This is a genomic window from Hydrocarboniphaga sp. (genome assembly GCF_028291725.1).
Taxonomy (GTDB): Bacteria; Pseudomonadota; Gammaproteobacteria; order Nevskiales; family Nevskiaceae; genus Hydrocarboniphaga.
Genome location: NZ_JAQGNT010000029.1, coordinates 1 through 22,406 on the forward strand (window position 1 = coordinate 1; position 22,406 = coordinate 22,406).

The 22,406-nt window shown below is 63.5% G+C and carries 15 protein-coding genes; 6 read left to right on the forward strand and 9 right to left on the reverse strand.

The genetic code is table 11. The features are described from left to right. Positions 1-150: 150 nt before the first annotated feature. Positions 151-1,140 (reverse strand): SUMF1/EgtB/PvdO family nonheme iron enzyme, encoded by a 990-nt coding sequence (locus JWQ90_RS08250; RefSeq protein WP_299691946.1) that lies wholly within the window; start codon positions 1,138-1,140, stop codon positions 151-153. A gap of 77 nt (positions 1,141-1,217) precedes the next feature. Then, positions 1,218-3,569, reverse strand: coding sequence for an SUMF1/EgtB/PvdO family nonheme iron enzyme (locus JWQ90_RS08255; protein WP_299691949.1), 2,352 nt, complete (start codon positions 3,567-3,569; stop codon positions 1,218-1,220). Between the two features lie 140 nt (positions 3,570-3,709). On the opposite strand from JWQ90_RS08255, the gene JWQ90_RS08260 reads away from it, so the two are divergent. Beyond that, complete coding sequence (locus JWQ90_RS08260; protein ID WP_299691952.1) at positions 3,710-4,675, forward strand: DUF1338 family protein; 966 nt, start codon at positions 3,710-3,712, stop codon at positions 4,673-4,675. Between the two features lie 106 nt (positions 4,676-4,781). Here JWQ90_RS08260 and JWQ90_RS08265 read toward each other — a convergent pair whose 3' ends face one another. Beyond that, positions 4,782-6,224, reverse strand: coding sequence for a mannose-1-phosphate guanylyltransferase/mannose-6-phosphate isomerase (locus JWQ90_RS08265; protein WP_366919470.1), 1,443 nt, complete (start codon positions 6,222-6,224; stop codon positions 4,782-4,784). A 427-nt stretch (positions 6,225-6,651) separates the two neighbouring features. Here JWQ90_RS08265 and JWQ90_RS08270 point away from each other — a divergent pair, with 427 nt between their 5' ends. The 5 genes from JWQ90_RS08270 to JWQ90_RS08290 all read left to right on the forward strand — a co-directional run bounded on the left by JWQ90_RS08270 (position 6,652) and on the right by JWQ90_RS08290 (position 15,603). Beyond that, positions 6,652-9,621, forward strand: coding sequence for a ribonucleoside-diphosphate reductase subunit alpha (locus JWQ90_RS08270; protein WP_366919471.1), 2,970 nt, complete (start codon positions 6,652-6,654; stop codon positions 9,619-9,621). Between the two features lie 519 nt (positions 9,622-10,140). Beyond that, positions 10,141-10,905: a crotonase/enoyl-CoA hydratase family protein gene (locus JWQ90_RS08275; protein WP_299691962.1), complete on the forward strand. Its 765-nt coding sequence runs from the start codon at positions 10,141-10,143 to the stop codon at positions 10,903-10,905. A gap of 2 nt (positions 10,906-10,907) precedes the next feature. Continuing rightward, positions 10,908-12,155 (forward strand): acetyl-CoA C-acetyltransferase, encoded by a 1,248-nt coding sequence (locus tag JWQ90_RS08280; RefSeq protein WP_299691965.1) that lies wholly within the window; start codon positions 10,908-10,910, stop codon positions 12,153-12,155. Positions 12,156-12,309: 154 nt separating this feature from the next. Further along, complete coding sequence (locus JWQ90_RS08285) at positions 12,310-14,799, forward strand: TonB-dependent receptor (RefSeq protein WP_299691968.1); 2,490 nt, start codon at positions 12,310-12,312, stop codon at positions 14,797-14,799. A gap of 99 nt (positions 14,800-14,898) precedes the next feature. Continuing rightward, on the forward strand, positions 14,899-15,603 hold the full coding sequence (locus JWQ90_RS08290; RefSeq protein WP_299691971.1) for a hypothetical protein: 705 nt from the start codon (positions 14,899-14,901) through the stop codon (positions 15,601-15,603). Positions 15,604-15,621: 18 nt separating this feature from the next. On the opposite strand, the gene JWQ90_RS08295 is transcribed toward JWQ90_RS08290, so the two are convergent. Genes JWQ90_RS08295 through JWQ90_RS08320 form a run of 6 tightly spaced genes read right to left on the reverse strand, consistent with a single transcriptional unit; the run spans position 15,622 to position 22,395 of the window. Next, on the reverse strand, positions 15,622-17,034 hold the full coding sequence (locus JWQ90_RS08295) for an aldehyde dehydrogenase family protein (RefSeq protein ID WP_299691973.1): 1,413 nt from the start codon (positions 17,032-17,034) through the stop codon (positions 15,622-15,624). Between the two features lie 35 nt (positions 17,035-17,069). Then, positions 17,070-17,738 (reverse strand): nitroreductase, encoded by a 669-nt coding sequence (locus JWQ90_RS08300; protein ID WP_299691976.1) that lies wholly within the window; start codon positions 17,736-17,738, stop codon positions 17,070-17,072. A gap of 14 nt (positions 17,739-17,752) precedes the next feature. Continuing rightward, positions 17,753-18,913 (reverse strand): acyl-CoA dehydrogenase family protein, encoded by a 1,161-nt coding sequence (locus tag JWQ90_RS08305; protein WP_299691979.1) that lies wholly within the window; start codon positions 18,911-18,913, stop codon positions 17,753-17,755. A gap of 16 nt (positions 18,914-18,929) precedes the next feature. Next, positions 18,930-20,456, reverse strand: a complete 1,527-nt coding sequence (locus tag JWQ90_RS08310; protein ID WP_299691982.1) for an acyl-CoA synthetase — start codon at positions 20,454-20,456, stop codon at positions 18,930-18,932. Positions 20,457-20,485: 29 nt separating this feature from the next. Continuing rightward, positions 20,486-21,265 (reverse strand): enoyl-CoA hydratase-related protein, encoded by a 780-nt coding sequence (locus JWQ90_RS08315; RefSeq protein ID WP_299691985.1) that lies wholly within the window; start codon positions 21,263-21,265, stop codon positions 20,486-20,488. Between the two features lie 5 nt (positions 21,266-21,270). Next, positions 21,271-22,395, reverse strand: coding sequence for a CaiB/BaiF CoA-transferase family protein (locus JWQ90_RS08320; protein ID WP_299691988.1), 1,125 nt, complete (start codon positions 22,393-22,395; stop codon positions 21,271-21,273). Positions 22,396-22,406: the final 11 nt, after the last annotated feature.

A 22,406-nucleotide genomic window follows, 5' to 3' on the forward strand; every position in this document is an offset into this window, starting at 1 on the left:
TACCTCAACAGCTTCATGCGCGTCAGCGCCAACTACGTCACCGTCCTCAAGCTCGATCGCGAAGGCAATGCCTTCGACGGCCAGGAACCCGCCGCCTATCAGATGCGCTTCCAGATGGCGTTCTAGCAGCCCCGGTGAAACCCGGGGCCGTCAGCGGCCGGCCGACGCGGCGACGCGGAAGCCGGTCCAGACGTTGCGGTGCCAGGCGCCGAAGGGCCCGCGATTGCTCAGCTGCAAGGCCTGCTGCGGCTCCTGCCAGGAGCCGCCGCGGACCACCAGGTTGGTCGCCTCGTCGAACGTCGCAGCGCACTGTCCCGGCGTGCCGGTGCCCGGCGCGGCGAACGGCGAGCAGGTCCATTCGCGCACGTTGCCGGCGACGTCGAGCAGGCCGAAATCGTTGGCCGGACGCGAGCCGACATAAGCCGGATGCTGCGGCGCCCGCGTATCGCAGCCGACGCAGTCGGCATATTGCGCATCGTATTCGTCGCCCCACCAGAAGCGTGTCTTGCTGCCGGCGCGCGCCGCGTATTCCCATTCGAGTTCGGTCGGCAAGCGCATCGCGATGCCGGTTTCTTTCGACAGCCAGGCGGTGAACGCCAGCGCATCGCGCGCCGACACGCAGACCGCCGGATAGGTTTCGGCCTGCTCGTAGCCCGGCTGATTCCATGACAGATCCTGCGAGCTGCCCAGGCACGGGAAATCCGCCCAGGCCGGGTTCTTGTAGCCGGTGTGCAGCACGAAGATGCGGAACTGTTCGACCGTGACCTCGGTGCGGCTGATGCGGAACGGCGCGATCTCGAAACGGGCCGGCGGCTCGGTTTGCTCCAGGCGGCCGGCCGGAATGTCCAGCAACTCCGGCAGATGGCTGCGCTCGAGCCCGGTCAGCGGCGGCAAACCCGACGTCGTCACCGCCTCATGCCGCAAAAACGCCAGGCTGATCACCAGCGCGACCGACAGCAGCGCGAGCACCAGCAAGGGGTAGCGCAGCGCATCGGTTTCTTCGACGCCCTCGCCCGGCAGATCCAACGGACGGATGCGGGCCTCGCCGTCCGCGGTTTCGCGGACCGGCCGGCGGAACGGATCGCGGGTGGCGGCCGACTCGGCAGCCGCTTGGGGCAAGGAAGGCGTGGCGTCGGTCACGCCAGGATGTTAGAGCGAGCGCCGCAATAAAGGCGAGAAAAACGCGCGGCGGAATGCTTACGCTTTGCGCTATTGCCTCAGCGCGGCACTACCAGATCCTGGGCGATGCGGAAACCGGTCCAGACATTGCGATGATCGGCGTCCATCGCGGTGCGGCGCGCCGAGCGCAAGGCGTCGGCATTCTCGATCCACGATCCGCCGCGCACGCTCAGCAGGCGCTCGTATTCGGAGGCGCACTGCGCCTCATCACCGCCGCCGTAGGGCGCGTAGGCCGAACAGGTCCATTCGCGAACGTTGCCGGCGGTGTCCGCGAGGCCGTAGGCGTTGCGCGGCCAGCTGCCGGCCGGCAGCGGGCCGGTGCGCGCCTGCGGGCAGCCGGCGCAGCTGGCCTGCGCCGGCTGATACGCATCGCCCCACCAGAAACGCGAACTGCTGCCGCCGCGCGCCGCGTATTCCCATTCGGCTTCGGTGGGCAGACGGAAATGCAGGCCGCTGGCCCGGCTCAGCCATTGCGCGTACGCGCGCGCGTCCGGCGCGCTGACGCAGACCACCGGCCGGCTACCGCTCTGCGCGAAGCCCGGCTCGCTCCAGCTCGGCTTGCGTGCGCCGGCGCTTTCGCAGGCGTAACGCGCCCATTGCGGATTGTCGTACCGGGCCTGACTGACGAACTGGCCGAATTGCTCGACGCTGATCTCATCGGCCGAGATCGCGAACGCGGCGAGGCCGACCGCATGCGCCGGCCGCTCCGCGGTGTCGCCGCGATCGTCGCCGATCCGCGCCGACGCGGCCGGCAGCTGCAGCATCTGCGGCAACTGCGGTGGTGGTGCGAGCGTGTTCACTGCGGCAACTGGCGCGACGGCGGCGCGCGCGGCAACCAAGGGCACCGATGCGGTATCGGTCGCGGCCATCGTCGGCAGGCTGCGTTCGGGGCCGTTGACGATCCGGTACACGAGGCCGCCGACCAGCAGCACCAGGCCGGCGATCAGCGCGAGCGGCATCGCCAGCACGGTCCACGACGCGGGCCGTGTCTCGGCTGCCGGATCGCGCAGCGGCGGCTCCGGCGCTGCGCGCTGCGCCGGCCTTGCCGGAACACGGGTCGATGCCTGCGCCTCGGGAGCGCTCGGCGGACGCAGCGGGTAATCGCGGCGCGGCGGCGGCGGCGGTTCCTCGGCGTCGGGCAACTCCTCGGCCTGCATCACCGCCTCGATCTGCGCGTGATGGCGGGACGCGGCGGCCGATGCTTCGACGGCGGCTGGCGGTGGCGGTGACGGCGCAGTCACCGCCACCGCAATGACCGGAGCGCTCGCTGCGGGTACCGGCGGCTCCTGGCGCGGCAGCGTGATCGGCGGCGGAGCGCGGCTTGGGATTGGCGCGGGGCTTGGGTCTGGGACGGGAACCGGCGGCGGTGTTGCCGCGGCTGGCGGCGGCACCGAGACAGCGCCTTCGCCCGTCGCCGGCGGCGCAAGCAAGGGCCGGTATTCGTCCAGCGCCGCGATGAAGTCGGCGGCCGTCTGGAACCGCGCCTCCGGCGTCAGCGCCAGCGCCCGCCGCATCGCCGGGCGCAGCGATTCCGGGATGCCGACCCAGCCTTCGCGCTCCAGTGGATCGTCGCTGAGCCGGTCCAATGCCGTCGGCGGCGCGGCTCCGGTCAGCATCCGGTACAAGGTCGCGGCGGCACCATAGACGTCAGTCCACGGCCCCTGCGCGGAGCGGCGCTGGTACTGCTCGAGCGGCGCATAGCCGTCGGTCAGCACCACCGACATGCTGTGCTGGCGCTCGCCGGCGGCCTGACGCGCCGCGCCGAAATCCAGCACGATCGGCTTGCCGACCGTGGCCAGATAGATGTTGTGCGGCTTCAGGTCGCGATGCACCACGCCGTGCTCGTGCACGAACTGCAGCGCCTCCAGCACCGGCCGGATCAGCGGCACCGCCAGCGCCGGCTCGATGATCTTGCGCACCCGCGACAGGTACTCGCCCAGCGACAGGCCCTCGTAGTAATCCATCACCAGATACGCGGTGCCATTGGCGTTGAAAAATGCCCGCACGCGGACCACGTTCGGGTGATCGAGCCTGGCGACGATGCGCGCCTCGCGCAGGAACTGCTCCTTGCCGAACTCGAAATTGCTGCGCGTCTCGTCGGTCTGCGTGACCACGTCGAGCTGGCCCGGGTGGCGCGTGGCGATGTCGCGAGGCAGGAACTCCTTGATCGCGACGCGCTGCTGCAGGTGAATGTCCCAGCCCAGATAGGTGATGCCGAAACCACCCGGCTGGCCGAGCACGCGGCCGACCCGGTACTGCCCGCCGATGATGATGCCGTGCGGCAGGAACAGCGGCGGCCTGGGCAGCGACTCGTCATAGCCGCAGACCGGGCAGACGGCGACGCCGCCCTTGTCATGGAAACAGCCGGGGCAATGCTTCTGGAATGCCATTGAAGCTTCAGGGCCGCGGGAAGATGCGCGATTGTATGCGCAATGCGGGCTCGCGCCGCCGGCCCTTTTTTCCGGTCGCCGGAACGCATACGCTGGCCGCATCGGCTGTGCACTGCGCGCCTCTCTGAATGCAGGAGCTTATGACGTCTCTCTCAAATCGGCTGGCGCCGCAGGCGCTCCGCGAACGCTTCGTCGGCGAGGCCACGGCGAAGTTCGCGGCCCAGGTTCCGGACTTCGTCGAGCTGCAGAAACTGGTGACCGGCAACGGCGGCGTCTTCCTGAACGATCACGGCGCGATCCGCACCGCGGACCCGGCACTGCGCGAGCTCATCGTGCGCGCGGCTGGCGTGATCGGTCTGCGCAAGGAGCTCGATTACTCGTTCCCAAGCAAGAAGCTGGTCAGCTTCGATCTGCAGGTGCTCGGCGAGGATTCGCGACAGTTCAAGATCTTCGTGTCGCAGGTCGATCTGCCGGCGTTCCCGCCAGACGTCGCCCGGCTGATCGAGGCGGATTGCGCGGAACAGGCGGCAGCTGTGAATCACGCTCCGTTCGTGGCGCTGCTCGAGAAAGCCGAGGCGGAGGGCGGCTTAGGTGAGGCCGACGCCGAGCGCTTCGTGCAGCATTTCGTCCACAAGCTGATGCATCGCAACGGCGCGCCGATGAAGCGCTCGCTGCTCGAAGCCGTGGCGGCGGTGTCCGGCGAAGCGGCCAGCGCGCTGGCGCTGGGTGCCGACTTCAACCACGTCACGATCGACGTTTACGCGGCCGGTTTTTCCGGCATAGAGGCGATGACCGCGGCGATGAAGCAACGCGGCTTCCGCATGCTGCCGGCGATCCAGGGAGCAGCCGGCAGCCTGCTGCGCCAGACCGCGACGATAGCCGCGACGATGGCGACACCGGTGCTGGAGGCGGATGGCTCGGTCGGCAGCGCGCAGACCGAGAAACAGTTCGTCGAGATCATCGAGCGCAACCAGGCGAGCAATGCCTGGGGCGGCAAGCTGTGGGCACAAGATGGCGCGCCGCTGATCTTCCGCAATTTCCTGTCGGCGAACGCAGAGAAGATCTTCGATGCGGCGTCGACCAAAGTGGCAGCGAAGACCGAGTAGGTTGGGGTGAGCGCAGCGAACCCCAACCTACTCGCGGCGCTGGCCCTGATCTGGCGGTGATCGTTGGGGTTCGCTGCGCTCACCCCAACCTACCCCCAACCTACCGCTAAACCTTGACTGGAGCCGCCGCCGGCGTGCGCCCGTAGATGTCCTCGAAACGCACGATATCGTCTTCGCCCAGGTACACGCCCGACTGCACCTCGATCAGTTCGAGCGGCACCTTGCCCGGATTCTCCAGCCGATGCGTGTGGCCCAGCGGGATGTAGGTCGACTGGTCTTCGCACAGCAGGAAGTTCTTCTCGCCGCACCAGACCCGCGCCGTGCCTTTGACCACGATCCAGTGTTCGGCGCGGTGGTGATGCATCTGCAGGCTCAGCTTCTGGCCCGGCTTGACGATGATGCGCTTGACCTGAAAACGCTCGCCCAGCGCGACGGTTTCGTATGAACCCCAGGGGCGATAAACCCGCGGGCTGGTCTCGGCCTCGCTGCGCTTGTCCTTCTTCAGGCGCGCGACGATTTTCTTGACCTCCTGCACGCGGCCGCGCGGCGCGACCAGGATCGCATCCTCGGTCTCGACGACGACGGTATCGCTCATGCCGATCATGCTGACCAGGCGCGTGCTGGCGTGCACCAGGTTGTCGCTGCAGTCTTCCAGCATCACGTCGCCGCGCGTGCGGTTGCCGGCGGCGTCGTTGGCCGGGAGCTTGCCGAGGAAGGTCCAGGAGCCGACATCGTCCCAGCCCGCGTCCAGCGGCACCAGCGCGATGTTCCGGGTCTTCTCCATCACCGCGTAGTCGATCGATTCGTTGCGGCATTTGCGGAAGGCGTTGACCTCGAGGCGCACGAAATCGATGTCCTTCACCGCGTGGTTCCAGCTCTGCAGGCTGGCCGCGTACATTTCCGGCTCGAGCTTTTTCAGCTCGTCGAGGAACACGTCGGCGCGGAACATGAACATGCCGCCGTTCCAGTAGTAGCCACCCTCGGCAATGAAGGCCTCGGCCTTTTCCAAGGCGGGCTTTTCGACGAACGCGGCGACGTCGAACGCGCCGCCGTCGATCGCCGCACCGACCTTGATGTAGCCGAAGCCGGTTTCCGGATGGGTCGGCTTGATGCCGAAAGTCACGATCTTGCCGGTCGCGGCAATCACCGCCGCGGCCTCGACCGCCGCGACGAAGGCGGCGCTGTCGGTCACGGCCTGGTCGGCCGCCATCAGGAACACCAGCGCCTGCGGGCCGTAGTTGCTGGTCGCGTAGTGCGCGGCCACCGCGGCGGCCGGCGCGGTGTTGCGGCCTTCCGGCTCGAGCATCACGGTTGCGCCTTCCAGGCCGACCTGGCGCAGCTGCTCGGCGATGACGAAGCGGTGAGCGTCGCCGCCGATGACCAGCGGCGGCGCGGTTTCTTCGACCGCCGCCACGCGCAAGGCCGTGCTCTGGAGCAGACTGTGCTCGCCGAGCAGCTTCAGGAACTGCTTCGGGTGCTGCTCGCGAGACAAGGGCCACAGCCGGGTGCCGGAACCGCCAGCCATCAGCACGGGGACGATCATGTGCAAGCTCCTGTAAAAGCTATTGTTATAGATGAGCCTTCATTGTAGCCAGCTCCATGCCAGTTGCGATCCAGTTGCTATCGAGGCACCTGCAATTCGGCGAGTGACGTTCAGACAACCCTGGATTCCCGCCCTCGCGGGAATGACGAGCGGGAGTCTGAAGCCCTACGATCTTCCGCGGCACTTCGCCGTTCGTCAGCTGTCTTATCTGACTCTCGGGTTAGCCATGAAACCCTGCCCCGATCCGGACACCCCGCAAAACCCCGTTCTTGCTTGCTCGCAGGCATTTCATCCACAAGTCACCCACAGGCAATGCACCGCTTTGGACACACTATGTTGGGGTTGACTGAGCGCCGAACCACTAGATATTGTTACCGAACGGTTCAGCCCCGCCTGGAAGAACCGACTCCACAGCGACTAAAAAAGGGGAGCTATGCAAACACATACCCAAGAATTCAATGACCTACGCCGCCCCGTCGTGGCGGCCCCCGCTACCACCGCCGAACTGGCCGCGGTTGCACCGGGCGGCATTAAGGTGATCCGCCGCAACGGCAAGGTCACCGGCTTCGATTCCACCAAGATCTCGATCGCGCTGACCAAGGCCTTCCTGGCCGTGGAAGGCGGCCAGGCCGCCGCCAGCGCGCGCGTGCGTGAAACCGTGCAGCTGCTCGCCCAGCAGGTCGTGCAGGCGCTGACCCGCCATATGTCCGGCGGCGGCACCGTGCATATCGAAGACATCCAGGACCAGGTCGAGCTGGCGCTGATGCGCGCCGGCGAGCACAAGGTGGCGCGCAGCTACGTCATCTACCGCGCCGAACGCGCCAGCGCCCGCGCCGCTGAGGCCGCCAAGAGCGCACCGGCGTTGGCCAGCCCTGGCATCAGCGTCAAGTTCGACGACGGCAGCCTGCACCCGCTCGACACCCAACGCATCCAGCGCGTGGTCCTTGAGGCGGCCGATGGCCTGAGCGGCGTCAGCGTCGAAGAGATCATGGCGTCTGCGCTGCGCGACCTGTACGACGGCATTCCGGAAGTCGAGCTGTCGCAGGCGGTCACCCTCGCCGCCCGCGCGCGCATCGAGAAAGAGCCGAACTACACCTACGCCTCCGCGCGTCTGCTGCTGGACGGCCTGCGTCACGAGGCGACCAAGTTCCTTGGCATGTCGGAGACGCATCCGACGCTGGAAGACATGAAGGGCCTGTATCCGGAGTATTTCCGCGAATACATCCATCGCGCGGTGAGCCTGGAACTGCTGGACCCGAAGCTGGCGCTGTACGACCTCGACACGCTGGGCAAGGCGCTGCTGGCCGAGCGCGACGCCAAGTTCGACTATCTGGGCCTGCAGACCTTGTACGACCGCTACTTCATCCACAGCCGCAAGGTGCGCTTCGAACTGCCGCAGGCGTTCTTCATGCGCGTCGCGATGGGCCTGGCGATGAATGAGATCGACCGCGAAGCGCGCGCGATCGAGTTCTACAAACTGCTGTCGTCGTTCGACTTCATGAGCAGCACGCCGACGCTGTTCAACAGCGGCACGCCGCGCCCGCAGCTGTCGAGCTGCTATCTAACCCAGGTGCCGGACGATCTGCACGGCATCTTCGGCGCGATCAGCGACAACGCGATGCTCAGCAAGTACGCCGGCGGCCTCGGCAACGACTGGACGCCGGTGCGCGGCATGGGCGGCTGGATCAAGGGCACCAACGGCAAGAGCAATGGCGTCGTGCCGTTCCTCAAGGTCGCCAACGACACGGCCGTTGCCGTGAATCAGGGCGGCAAGCGCAAGGGCGCGGTCTGCGCCTACCTGGAAACCTGGCACCGCGACATCGAGGAGTTCGTCGAGTTGCGCAAGAACACCGGCGACGACCGCCGCCGCACGCATGACATGAACACCGCCAACTGGGTGCCGGATCTGTTCATGAAGCGCGTCATGGAAGACGGCCAGTGGACGCTGTTTTCCCCGGAAGAAACGCCCGATCTGCATGACCTGGTCGGCGAAGCTTTCGAAGTGCGTTACGTGCAGTACGAGAAGCTCGCGGACGAAGGCCGCATCAAGAACTTCAAGCGCACCCAGGCAACCTCGCTGTGGCGCAAGATGCTGTCGATGCTGTTCGAAACCGGCCACCCGTGGATCACGTTCAAGGACGCCTGCAACCTGCGCTCGCCGCAGCAGCACGTCGGTGTCGTGCACAGCTCCAACCTGTGCACCGAGATCACGCTGAACACCAAGGCCGGCCAGGAAATCGCGGTCTGCAATCTCGGCTCGGTGAACCTGCCGGCGCACATCGTCGACGGCCGGCTCGACACCGCCAAACTCGAGCGCACCATCAACACCGCGATGCGCATGCTCGACAACGTCATCGAGTACAACTACTACTCGGTCGCGACCGCGCGCAACTCCAACCTGCGCCATCGTCCGGTCGGCCTGGGCGTGATGGGTTTCCACGACTCGCTGTACAAGATGCGCGTGCCCTACGAGAGCGACGCGGCGGTGGATTTCGCCGACAAGTCGATGGAAGCGGTCAGCTACTACGCGCTGAAGGCTTCGGCCGATCTGGCAGTGGAACGCGGCGCCTACAACAGCTTCAAGGGCTCGCTGTGGGATCAGGGCATCCTGCCGATCGACTCGATCGCGATCCTGGCCAAGTCGCGCGGTGGCGTGAACAATATAAATGGCAGCGCGTACCTGAAGCAGGACATCAGCATGTCCGGTGATTTCGACTGGGCGGCGCTGCGCACGCGCATCCAGACCACCGGCATCCGCAACAGCAACACCATGGCGATCGCGCCGACCGCGACCATCGCCAACATCACCGGTGTGAGCCAGTCGATCGAGCCGACGTATCAGAACCTGTACGTCAAATCGAACCTGTCGGGCGAGTTCACCGTGGTCAACGAGTACCTGGTCAACGATCTGAAGAAGATCGACCTGTGGGACGAAGTCATGGCCCACGACCTCAAGTACTACGACGGCAGCGTGCAGAAGATCGACCGCATTCCGGCCGAGATCAAGGCGCTCTACAAGTGCGCATTCGAGATCGACGCCAAGGTGCTGGTCGATGCCGGCAGCCGGCGCCAGAAGTGGATCGACCAGGCACAGTCGCTGAACCTGTACATGGCGCAGCCCAGCGGCAAGAAGCTCGACGAGCTGTACAAGCACGCCTGGGTATCGGGTCTGAAAACGACCTACTACCTGCGCACGATGGGCGCCACGCACACCGAGAAGACCACGATCACCGACGGCCGTCTGAACAAGGTCGGCTCGGCCTCGGCAGCTTCTTCGGCTGCCGCGGCGGCGCTTGCATCGGCACCGATGATGGTGCCGGCCAGCAGCGTGCTATCGACCACCGACGTCAGCGGCGCCAAGGTCTGCTCGATCCTCGATCCGGATTGCGAAGCCTGCCAGTAGCTTGAAGTAGCGGCACAAAAAAACCCGGCCTCGCGCCGGGTTTTTTTGTGCCGCTCGTAGGTCGGCAACCCTTTGCCGACGTTTGCCCGCGAAGGCGGGCATCCGTTGAGTAGGTTGGGGTGAGCATAGCGAACCCCAACATCGGCGCGGACACCCGTTGGGGTTCGCTGCGCTCACCCCAACCTACACGCGAGCAGGATGATCTGTAGATACCCATGCCCCGGTAGGTCGATATCCGGGAGTTCCGCGGATGAAGGCCCGAAGTCGAGGAATACAGCAGCAATCGAATCGCCCCCAGATGCACTGACGATCGACCGAACGGGCATCGCGAGACGAAGTTCCCGCTCGCGCAGCTTGCTGGGCCCGCCAGCGAGCGCTGTTATCGCCAGCCTACTTTTTTGTTGCTCGCAACCATTGTTGCTGATCAGGCCGGCGAGCACGCTACGACGGTCGATCGAACGATCGTCGCCGACGCCAACTGACAGATGTGGCGCGACCGTCACATTTGAGGGGAGAACGATGCAGCAGGAAGTAATCACGTCCAGGGAAGGCGGGATTCTCGTCGTCACCATAAACCGACCCGAGGCAAAGAACGCGGCGAATCACGCCGTGGCCTTGGGCATCGCCGCGGCGATGGATGAACTCGACGCCGATCCGGCTTTGCGCGTAGCCGTACTGACTGGTGCCGGCGGTACTTTCTGCTCCGGTATGGACCTCAAGGGCTTCATCACCGGCGATCGTCCTGTCATCGAAGGCAGAGGATTTTGCGGCCTAACCGAGGCGCAGCCGGCCAAGCCGCTGATCGCTGCGGTTGAGGGGTATGCCGTAGGTGGAGGGTTTGAAATGGCGATCGCCTGCGACCTGATCGTCGCCGCTTCGTCGGCCAGGTTCGGGGTTCCCGAAGTAAAGCGCGGGCTCATGGCAAAGGCCGGCGGGCTGATTCGTCTGCCTAGACAGATGCCCTCGCGTATCGCCATGGAGCTTGCGCTTACCGGCGACTTCCTCTCGGCGCAACGCGGATATGAGCTCGGGATGGTCAGCCTGGTCACCGAACCAGGTGGTGCTTTGCAGGCTGCGCTTGCGATGGCGGCGAAGATCGCGACGAACGGCCCGCTGGCCGTGGCCGCGAGTAAGAAGCTAATCAACGAATCGCAGGACTGGTCGAGTAAAGAAATGTTCCACCTGCAGCTGCAGTACACCGACCCGGTCTTCAAGAGTGCCGATGCGCAGGAAGGCGCAAAAGCCTTTGCCGAGAAGCGTGCGCCTCAATGGCAGGGGAAATGACGATGAGGGCGAGAACCGCATCCGAGGCCTGGATCATCGATGCCTGCCGCAGTCCGCGTGGCATTGGCAAAGCAGGAAAGGGGGCCTTGTCGAGCCTGCATCCGCAACGCCTGAGTGCTGCGGTCCTAAGGGCCATCGCCGAGCGTAGCGGCATCGATACCGCGGACGTGGAAGACATACTCTGGGGTACCAGCACGCAGGTCGGACCCCAGTCCAACGATCTGGGCCGCATGGCTGCTCTGGATGCGGGATACGACGTCCGTTCCAGCGGCGTGACGCTGTCGCGATTCTGCGGCTCAGGCATCACGACGGTCAGTTACGCAGCGGCCAGCATCATGTGCGGCATGCAGGATCTGGTCGTTGCCGGCGGCACCGAGATGATGTCGATCAATATGGTCGGCCCCATACCCTCTCCGTTCATGGATCGTGAAAATCTTCATCTGCGAGCGCTGCATCCGATGCCGCAGCAAGGCGTGAGCGCGGACGCGATCGCGACGCTGGAGGGCATCGAGCGCGAAGCACTGGACCAACTCGCCCTGCTAAGCCAGCAACGCGCCGACGCTGCCATCCGCGGAGGGTATTTCAGCCGCTCTCTGATTCCGATCTATCACGAGGACGGAACGCTGGCTCTCGACCGCGAGGAGTTTCCCCGCCCCGGCACGACTTACGAATCGCTGGCGGCGCTTAAACCCTCGTTTTCCGCGATGGCCGATCAGCCCCTGGATGCGAACGGCACAACGTATCGCAAGCTGGTGCTGCAGAAATATCCGGGCCTCGAGATTCGCCATGTCCACCACGCCGGCAACTCGTCCGGCGTGGTGGACGGATCGGCCGCTTTGCTCCTTGCCTCGGAAAGTTATGCGAAAGCTCATGGTCTGAAGCCCCGCGCTCGTGTCGTCGCGTCCGTGAACATGGGCGACTGTCCGACGCTAATGCTCAACGCACCGGTTCCAGCAGCCCGCAAGGTGCTGGAGAAGGCAGGCCTTTCCCTCAAGGACATCGATCTTTTCGAAATCAACGAGGCCTTCGCGGTGGTCACGGAGAAATTCATTCGCGATCTCAACGTGGATCGCGACAAGGTCAACGTCAACGGCGGCTCGATGGCGCTTGGCCATCCTATCGGCGCGACGGGTTCGATTCTTATCGGCACCGTGCTCGATGAGCTGGAGCGCCGCGACCGTCAGTTCGGCCTGGTGACCATGTGCGCCGCCGGCGGTATGGCACCCGCCATCATCATTGAGCGGATATAGAAATACAGGACAGGTAAGCGGCCCATTTCGAGGCGGTACTCGTGGTCCCGTCGACCGCATAAAACCGAAATAGCGGTATGCCGATAACGAGTGCGCATTGCGAGGCCGAGTGGCCTTCACGCGCCGATGAATTGCGAAAAAGCTGGAGGTTTACATGATGGTCCGTAAGAGTTCCTTTGTGCTTGCGCTGTGCGCGATGACCTGGGATGCCAATGCTCAGCTCCAGGCAACCGACACCGGGGCCGCGCCTGCTGCCGAGGCCGATCCGGCCTCCGCGCCGCCGGGCTCCGATCAGATGCCTTCCGATCAGACGCCTGTAGAACCCGCACCCGCGCCTGCGGAGGCTGCCACTTTAGATACGATCCCGGTTGCCTCGGACACTCCGCCGGATAAAATCTCTCGGGCGCCGTCGAGCAGCCGCCTGGTGGAAGAGGTCGTGGTTACGGCCCAGAAGCGCGAGGAGAACCTGCGCGACGTGCCGATCTCGGTCGCTGCATTCAGTGCCGCCCAACTTGACGCCAAGCAGGTCATCGACTCCGCCGATTTGCCGAAGATCACCCCGGGCCTCACCGTTACAACCCAAGTAGGTTTCGCGTCGACCTTCCTTCGCGGCGTCGGCTCCGACGCGTTCATTCTCGGCGATCCCAGCGTCGTGACTTATATCGACGGTGTGTATTTTCCGTTTGCTCTGGGCCAGGTTCAGGATTTCGGATCGGTCGATCACATCGAAGTGCTCAAGGGTCCGCAAGGAACGCTGTTCGGCCGCAATGCGCTCGGCGGCGCTATCAAGATCGATACCAAGGCGCCCAATCTGGAGGAGCCCGAGTTCCAGGTCGGCGGTAGCTATGCCGAGAATAATTCGTTCAAGTCGCGTATCTATGCAAGCGTACCGCTTGGGGAGACCTTCGCCGTCAGTGCATCAGGGCTCTACAACAACGGCGAGTCGTACCTTGATGGAACGCAGGGAATCAACCGTGACCCCCTGCCTCGCCAGGAGTCGGACGCCTATCGCTTGAAGGCAATCTGGAAACCGAACGAGTGGTTCCAGGCTCGGCTGAACTACTATCATCTGGCGCAGAATAGCGGCGACACTTTTGCCGTCAACACACAGCCGACGCTGCTGTTTTCTGCACTGATTCGGCCGCAAGACGCGCGGCATGGCGTTAACAACGAGGACCTGTTCCTGCGTAACCGGAATCGTACGGTCTTCGGCGACCTTACGTTCAGCACCAGCATCGTTGATATCAAGGTCCTGGCCAGCGATCAGCTCGCCACCAACAACCAGACATATGACTTCGACGGCTCGCCGGTTCCTTTGGCCAAGTTCGAGTCCAACCCCGGATTCGCGGATGTACAGACCGGCGAACTACAGCTCCTGTCCAATAAGTCGAGCCCCTACTCCGAGTGGCTTGAATACATCTTTGGCGTCTACTACTTCAAGTCGCATGCCGGTTTTGATCCCGCTTTCCTGGCGGTGGGCTCGATCGACCTATCGCGCGGAACCGTGGCTGGCCTGCCGATTCCGAGCGCTCTGCAGAACGTGCTTTCACCCATTCTTGGACTGGCGCCGATCCCGACCGGCGTGGCGCTCAATTTCGTAGGCCTATTGGACACGAAGTCGATCGCCTACTACACGCAGGCGACCGCGCATATCACCGACTGGTTTGCCCTCACATTGGGCGGTCGGTTTCAAGACGAGCAGCGAATCATCGACCGGTCAAGCTCCGGCGTCCGAAATACGAATGGAACCACGACACCCATTCCTTTCCAGAACTACAGCGGCTACGACGATCCTGCCTATCGTGATACGACGAAGAAGTTCGATCCGAAAGTGTCGCTAAATTTCCGCCCCCAGGTGGAATGGCTCGGAGACGCACCGCTCTTCTACGTCAACTATCAGTCGGCAACCACCAGTTCGACCTTCAATACCATCAACATTTACAACGCGCCGGAGAAGGTCAACGGCACCAAGATCAAAGCGTATGAAGTCGGCGCCAAGACCCGCATCTTCAACGGTCTAGTCGACCTCAATGCCGCCGCATTCTGGTATGACATCGACCAGCCCCAGGTTCAGGTCGTATCCCTGGTCGCCGGCGGTGCGGTCCGTCTCGAGAACGCAGGTGGTGAGCGCATTCGCGGTATGGATTTCGACACTGTCGTTCAGCTCTTTCCCGACATGAGCTTCGGCAGCTTGGTAGCCACGGCCAGCGCCGCCTACCTCGATACTGAATACACCAGCTACACCAACGGCTCCGGATTCAACCCGACAACCGGTCTTTTCACCGGCAACAACGACTATACCGGCAATCCCGTCGTACGCTCGCCAAAGTTCTCGGGCACAGCGGGTTTGCTGCAGACCATCTCAAGCGATCGGGGGCCGATCGAAATTGGGCTCGACTACTACTACAACAGCGGTTTCTATTATTTGGCTCAGGCCGACTCAAGCGTCGAACAGAAATCGTATGGAACGCTCGGGATCAACCTGAGCTATCTCTACGAACCATGGCAGCTACGCGTGACCGCTTTCGGCCGAAATGTTCTGAACGAGGATTACCTCGCTTCTCGTTTCCGCACTGACTTTGGCACCAACGATACGGCCGCGCCCCTCTCCATCTACGGCGTCCGCTTCGACTACACGTTCTAAGCGTCCCCGCGGCACCAGAAATTGCATAAATGAGCCGATCCGGCGAACGCAGGTGGTTGCGCTTCACCGACTGCGGCAAGGATCATTGAGGAGTTGAAGATGGTTTTGAATATTCGGCAGAACACTTTTCTCGGCGCCGTTCTGCGGGCCGTTGTCATCATTGCAGCGAGCGGTGCTCCAATCGGCAGCGTTCACGCGCAGGACAACCCCGGCAACAATGAGGGCGCTTACCTCGCGCCCATGGGCGTCGTGGTGGTTCCCGGCACCAAGGCGCTCGATGTGGGCTACGGCGGCAGTCTTGGGATCGGTTATCGGCTGGGGCGCTACGCCTTCGAACTCAGCTTCAACGATACGCGTCTTGGCACCGATGGCGGCAGCAAGGTGAAGGAAGCCGGCGGCAACATCAACCTGCTGGTGTTCCCGCTCCCGTCATTACCCAATCTCTACGGTCTACTCGGCGCTGGTGGGCGCGACGTCCGGAACTATCCAAGCGACACCGGTGACGCCAAGTTTAGCCTGCCTACGCTCTCGGCCGGCTTGGGCTATCTCTGGGGATTGCAGTTCGGCCAGTACGAATTCGGCATCCGTACCGAAGCTCTCTATCGCTTTGGTCACCGCGACAAAAGCATCAAGCCAGAGGGCGATCCGGATGCGCCTCGCAACTTCGATGACGCGCTGATTGGGGTCGGCCTGCAGCTCCCCCTAGGCCTCAAGCACGAAGCAACACCGGCCCCATCGGAGCCCGTGGCCGTGGTGCCGGTGGGCGCACCCACCGATAGCAATGGCGATAGCGACGGCGACTGACCGGGTCCGTTGCGGCCATCACTTCTTGGGGATGTAGTAGGTCTTGGCGTTGGTGTATTCCTGCAAGCCGTCCTGACCATTCTCCACACCGACGCCTGACTGCTTGTGGCCTGCAAACGGTGCCATCGGCGGGAGATACAGGTTCTCATTGATCCACACCGTTCCGGTCTCCATGCGGGCGGCGACCGCCAGTGCTTCGGCGACATTGCTGCCCCAAACGGCTCCGGCCAGTCCATATTCACTGGCGTTGGCGCGTTCGATGGCCTCGTCGATGGTCTTGTACTTGAGCAGCGGCAGAACCGGGCCGAAGGCCTCTTCCGTCACCACTCGGGCGTCATCCGGCGGATTGTCGACCAGCGTGACCGGAATGAAATAGCCCCGCCCCTTGGGTACCTCGCGGCCCTCGATCAGGGTGAGATGGTTTGCCTTGGCGTCTTCGATCAGCTTGTTCACGCGCTGATACTGCAGGCGGTTCTGGATTGGGCCGAGTATGGTATCCGCTTCGCTGCCGTCGCCGACCTTGAGCGCCTTGGCGATACCGGCCAGATGATCGCGCAGTTGGTCGTAGATCGACTCGTGGATGTACAGGCGCTTGGTCGCAGTGCAGACCTGTGCGGTGTTGTAGAACGCTCCCATGAAAATTCGCTCGGCGACGGCCGCAACGTCTACGTCGGGCAGCACGATGGCGGCATCGTTACCACCTAGTTCCAGTGTCACGCGCTTGAGCGACTTGGCAGCGCTCTCCATCACCCGGCGACCGGTTGCGGTGGAACCCGTGAAACTGATCTTGTCGAAACCCGCATGCGAGGTCATCAGCGGGCCGAGGCCGTCGCCGCCGGTGATGATGTTGAGCACGCCGGCCGGGAACACATCCTTGAGCAGTTCACCGATCTTGAGCACCGTCAGCGGCGTGAACGGCGACGGCTTGAGCACGAGTGTGTTGCCGGTGACCAGCGCCGGGGTCAGCTTCCAGACCGACAGCATCACCGGGAAGTTCCACGGCGAGATCGCGCACACCACACCAAGCGGCACGTGGTGGGTTTCGACGCGGCGCGTATCGGAGTCTTCGCTAACCAGCACCGGCAGCGATGCCTGTGAGTGGAAGTAGAACCAGCCGATGCCCGCTTGGACTTCAGCGACCGCGGCGGCGAGCGGCTTGCCCTGCTCGCTGGTCAACAGCGCGGCGAGCTCCTGCACATTCGCGGAGAGCACATCGCCGGCCTGCTTGAGCAGGGCCTGGCGCTCTGCGATCGGCGTTGCACTCCAGCCTTTGAAGGCTTTGCGCGCCGCAGTGACAGCCATTTCCAACTCTTTGCTTCCCGCATCGGGCGCTTTGGCGATGACCTCTTCCGTCGCAGGATTCAGCACATCCAGTGTCGCGCCAGCCTGAACCAACCGGCCGCCGATGAGCATCGAATACTGTGTGGTCATATCTTTCTCCTCGTTATGGAACGTCGTTCGGAAATTCAATCGACAAAAATGACGGAATCGGTCAGCTCTGCCCGCGTGGTTCGGCAGGCGTTGGCAGCAGCCGTGGTGTTGGCGTAGCCGAACGACATTCCGAACAGAATGGCGTGACTCTCTGGAATCGCGATCAAGTCGCGGATCGGCCCGGGGAAATAGCCCAACGACGCCTGGAAACACGACGCGATGTCGTGTTCTTTCAATAGCAAGGCGAGACTCTGGGCGTAGATACCGACGTCGACGCCACCCATGACCTGCAAGTGCTTTTCCATCGTGAACACTGCGACGTGAGGGGCATCGAAAAATGCCCAGTTGCGCAGGCTGGCCCGGGCGCGGCCGACTTTGTCGCCGCGCTCGATGTTCATGGCGCCGTATAGCGCCGCAGCGGAGCCATACTGACGCTCCTGCAATACGCCTTCGTACATTGGCATGGGGCCGTATTCCGGCGATGGCTTTCCGCTGGCACCGCTCTTGAACAGCTGCGCGAAGCTCGTCCGCAGGAGCGAAAGCTTTTCACCCGAGACGATAAATGTGTTCCACGGCTGCACATTGCAGTTGGAAGGCGCCCATTGCGCGTGATCCAGAATTGCCTGGAGTTCGATGCGAGGCACCGGCCGGTCCAGAAACGCGCGGACCGATCGGCGCGAGCGCAGGGCTTCTTCGACATTCATATCTGATCCCGGTTTCAGCGACGCTGATCGAAACGGCGCCCGACCATGGCACTGGCGATGTTCACTTTCTGGATGTCGACGGCGCCGCCGGCAATGCCCCAGCCCCAGGCATCGCGCAGGCGCCGCTCCATCGGGAACTCGCGTGAATAGCCGTAGGCGCCCATAAGCTGCACGGCGTGGCCCGTAACTTCACGCGCGATCTCATTGGCGAAGCACTTCGCCAACGATGACTCCAGCATCGACGGCAAGCCCTGCTCGGAGTTGACGGCGGCACGGTAGATCAGCAGCCTGGCGGCATCGACGCGCATGCGCATTTCGGCCACCCGGAGCTGCACGGCCTGGAAGTCGATGATCGGCTTGCCGAACTGCTTGCGCTCCTGCACGTATTCGAGAACGTCTTCGAGCGCTCCGGAGGCCTGGCCGAGTGACATCGTGGCATTGCCGCAGCGCTCCAGATCGAAAGCTTCCATCAGCTGCTTGAAGCCGCCCGCGGGCACGATGATGTTGTCGACCGGCACGCACACCTTGTCGAAAAACAAGTCGCTGGAAGGCACGCCGCGAAAGCCCATGAGCGTTTCGTTGGGGCCGAAAGAAAGACCTGGCGTGTCCTTCTCGACATACACCGCGCCGATACCCTTGGGGCCGGGCGCATCGGAAAGCCGGCAATAAACCACGTAACCACCGGCATGTCCGCCACCCGAGCACCAGCGCTTGGCGCCGTTGATGACCACGGTGTCGCCCTCGATCACGCCGCGGGTGCGCAGGTCGGTCAGCGCGCTGCCGGCGTCCGGCTCGGACATCGAGACCGCGACCACCAGATCACCTGCGCACACTTTCGGAATCACGCGTTGCTTGAGCGTCTCACTACCGAAATGCTCGATGGCGCGCACCGGACCAACGCAGGACTCGAAGATCGGGAATGCAACGGCCGACGAGATCTGCGCGAATTCTTCGACCACGATCAGAGCTTCGAGATTGCCAAGCCCCAGCCCACCGTACTGCTGCGGAATGTTGATGCCGAGGAAGCCCATGTCGGCATAACGCTTGACCAGTTCATGCGAGGGCGGCTGGTTGTTGGCCTCCAGCTCTCGGGCGATGGCCGGCAGTTCCTTGCGCGCGAAGCTGCGTGCCAGATCGCGTAGCTGGGACTGATCCTGCGAAAGATTGAAATCCATGAAACCTCGATGCTGGTTATTTGTAGCGGTCGGCCAGAAGACGTTTGTAGAGCTTTCCGTTTTCGAGTCGGGGTAGATCGCGCTCGAAATCGACGCTGCGCGGGACCTTGAGGTTGGCGATGCGCTCGCGGCACCAGCCAATCAGTTCCGCTTCAAGCAGCTTGCCGGCATCTTCCCAACGTTTGGGCTGCACGACGGCTTTGACTTCCTCGCCGAACTCGCGATTGGGCACACCGAAAACTGCCACGTCGGCGATTTTGGGATGTGTGAGCAGCAGGCTTTCGACTTCCTGCGGATAGATGTTCACGCCGCCCGAAATGATCATGAAACTCTTGCGGTCGGTCAGGTAGAGATAGCCCTCGCCATCGACGTACCCGATATCGCCCACCGTGGCCCAGCCTTTGGCGTTGTAGGAGCCACGCGTCTTGTCCGGCTCCTTGTAGTACTGAAACGTGGCCTGCGGACCCGAGAAATAGATGGTGCCGGGCATCCCCGGTGCCGCCTCGTTTTCCTCTTCGTCGAGGATATGCAGCGTGCAGTTGAACGGCTTGCCGACCGAACCCGGATGCGCGAGCCATTGCGGGGTGTCGAGTGCGGTGAAACCCGCGCCCTCGGTAGAGGCGTAATACTCGGAGATCACCGCGCCCCACCATTGGATCATCTGTCGCTTGATCGGCACCGGGCAAGGCGCGGCGGAATGGAAGGCCACCTTGAGGCTGGTGGTGGAATAGCGCTGCCGCGTTTCGATGGGCAGATCGAGCAGGCGCACGAACATGATCGGCACACACTGCACGTGAGTGACACCCTTGTTTTCGATCGCCTGCAGCGCCTTTTCGGGCTCGAATTTCTCGAGTATCACAACGGTGCCACCGAAGTGACCGGTCATGATGGCGAAGGTCAGCGGGGCGCCGTGATAAAGCGGTGCGGTCGACAGGTATACGGCGTGCTCGTCAAAGCGGAAGAAGCGGCCAAGGCCCATCATATTGGCTGAGGGCGCGTCGATTGGGAGGCCCGGCGCCCGCTTGGGCAGCACGCCCTTGGGCTGACCGGTGGTACCAGACGAGTAGAGCATCTGCACTCCGGCCTCCTCGTTGGCGATTGGCGTCGTCGGCTCGGCGGCGACGGCAGCGTCCCAGTTTTCGTAGCCGGCAGCTTCTCCGTCGATCACGAAGAAACGCTGGGCGTCGCAGCCCTCTGCGCGCACCGAATCCAGCAGGCTGCTGAAGCGCGGTGAGGTGATCACCACCGCCGCATCACTGTTGTTGACGATATAGCGCACTTCGTCGCGCTTGAGTTGGGTGCCGATGGCGGTGAACACCAGGCCGGATCGCTGTGCGCCCCAGATGAGCTGCATGAAATGGAAGTTGTTCTCCATCAGCAGCGCAATGTGGGCCTGCGGTTTCAGACCCAGCCGCCGAAACAGATGCGCGATCTGGTTGGAGCGCGCGTCAAGCTCGGCGTAACTCATGGACCGACCACTGTCGGCCATGACGATGGCGGGCTTGTCCGGCGTACTTCTGGCGTGATGCGCGGGGTGATACATCGCTTCTCCTGTGCAGCAATCCGGGATCGTCAGCGACCGGTGAAGACGGGCGAGCGCTTTTCTTTGAATGCCAGGATGCCCTCGCGGGCGTCGGCGCTTTCGGTGCAGGTGCGCTGCAATGCGGCTTCGTATGAAATCGTGTCGCCCAGCGAAGTGTGCTCGGCACGGGCAAGCGCGAGTTTGGACAGGCTCAACGAGAGCGGCGCTTTTTTCGCGAGCTGCTCAGCCCAGGTGATAGCGGCGCTAACCAGTTCGGCGTCGGGCACCACGCGATTGCACAGACCCAATTCAAGGCAACGCGCCGCGGCAAGCTTGTCTCCGCCTACGATCATCTCGTAAGCGCTCTTGCGCCCGAGCGCACGCGACAGATGCCAGGTCGCTCCACCGTCCGGGATCAGTCCGATCGCCGCGAACGCCATGTACAGATACGCCTTGTCACCCATCACCGTTAGATCGCAGGTCATCGCGAAGGCCGCACCGATGCCGGCCGCAGCGCCGTTGACGGCGCTGATCCAGGGCTTGGGCCCTTCGGCGATCGTCATGAGGATGGGCTTGTACTCCTCGTTGAGCTGGCGGTCGATGGTGAACCCGGGCGGGCGCAAGTCTTCGAGGTCGGCCCCTGCGCAAAAACCGCGGCCGCCACCCGTGAGCACCACGGCACGGATGTCCGGGTCGTTGTTGACCGCATGCGCGGTCACGAGCAGCTCTTTGCGCATCTGCGCGTTGAAGGCATTCATCCGGTCCGGACGCATCAGCGTGATGCACGCGACCGCGTTGTTCTTCTCTAAACTCAGGGTCGACAGTTCCATGTCAATCAGCCCGCTCCTGCGGCAACAGGATCGTGGGCGGACTCCATGAGGCCGATCGACTGCAGAACCGTTTCGGTATCGGCGCCAAGCTTGCGCGCGCCGTGACGCACTTCGGAAGGAGTGCGACTGAATCGCGGAGCCGGCGCCGCCTGCGTGAAACCGTCGACTTCGATGTAGGTGCTGCGCGCGACGTTGGCGGGATAAGTCGCCGCTTCGGTGAGAGTGAGCACCGGCGCAAAGCAGACGTCGGTACCCTCCATCAGCTCGCACCACTGCGCCTGTGTCTTGCTCAGGAAGACCTCGGCCATCTTGAGCTTGAGTTCCGGCCAGCGACTGCGCGAGCGATCGCTAAAGACCTCACGATCCAGCTGTGCAATCCGCATCAGCAGTTCGTAGAACTGCGGCTCGATCGCGCCGAGGCTGACGTGGCGTCCGTCGGCACATTCGTAGACGTCGTAGAACGGCGCGCCGCCATCCAGCAGGTTCGATTCGCGTTCCGCATCGTTGAACGCGCCGGCGGCGTGCCAGCCCTGAAACATCCACATCATCTGCGCGGTGCCGTCGACCATGGCGGCATCCACCACCTGGCCTTGTCCTGATGCACGCGATTCGAGCAGCGCGGCCAGGATGCCGGTGACCAGCAGCATTGCGCCGCCACCCATATCTCCGATCAGATTGAGGGGCACGACCGGCCGCTCGTTCTTGCGCCCGATAGAATGCAGCGCACCGGTGATCGCGATGTAGTTGAGGTCGTGCCCGGACGCCTTTGCCAAGGGGCCGCTTTGGCCCCAGCCGGTGAGCCGGCCGAATACCAGCCGCGGATTCCGTTTCAGGCAGACATCCGGCCCGATCCCCAACTTTTCGCAGACACCGGGACGGTACGGGTCGATCACCGCGTCGGCCTTCTCGATCATGGCCAGCAGGCGCTCGACATCCAAGGGCTTTTTCAGATCGAGCAGCACGGATTTCTTGCCGCGCAGGCTGATGTCTTTTTCGCGGTACTGCCTGGTCTCTGCCGAGCGCTCGATGCGGATCACGTCGGCCCCCATATCGGCCAGCATCATCCCCGCCATCGGTCCCGGACCGATGCCGGCCAACTCGACCACCACGTATCCCTTCAACGGTCCCATGACGCCTCCGT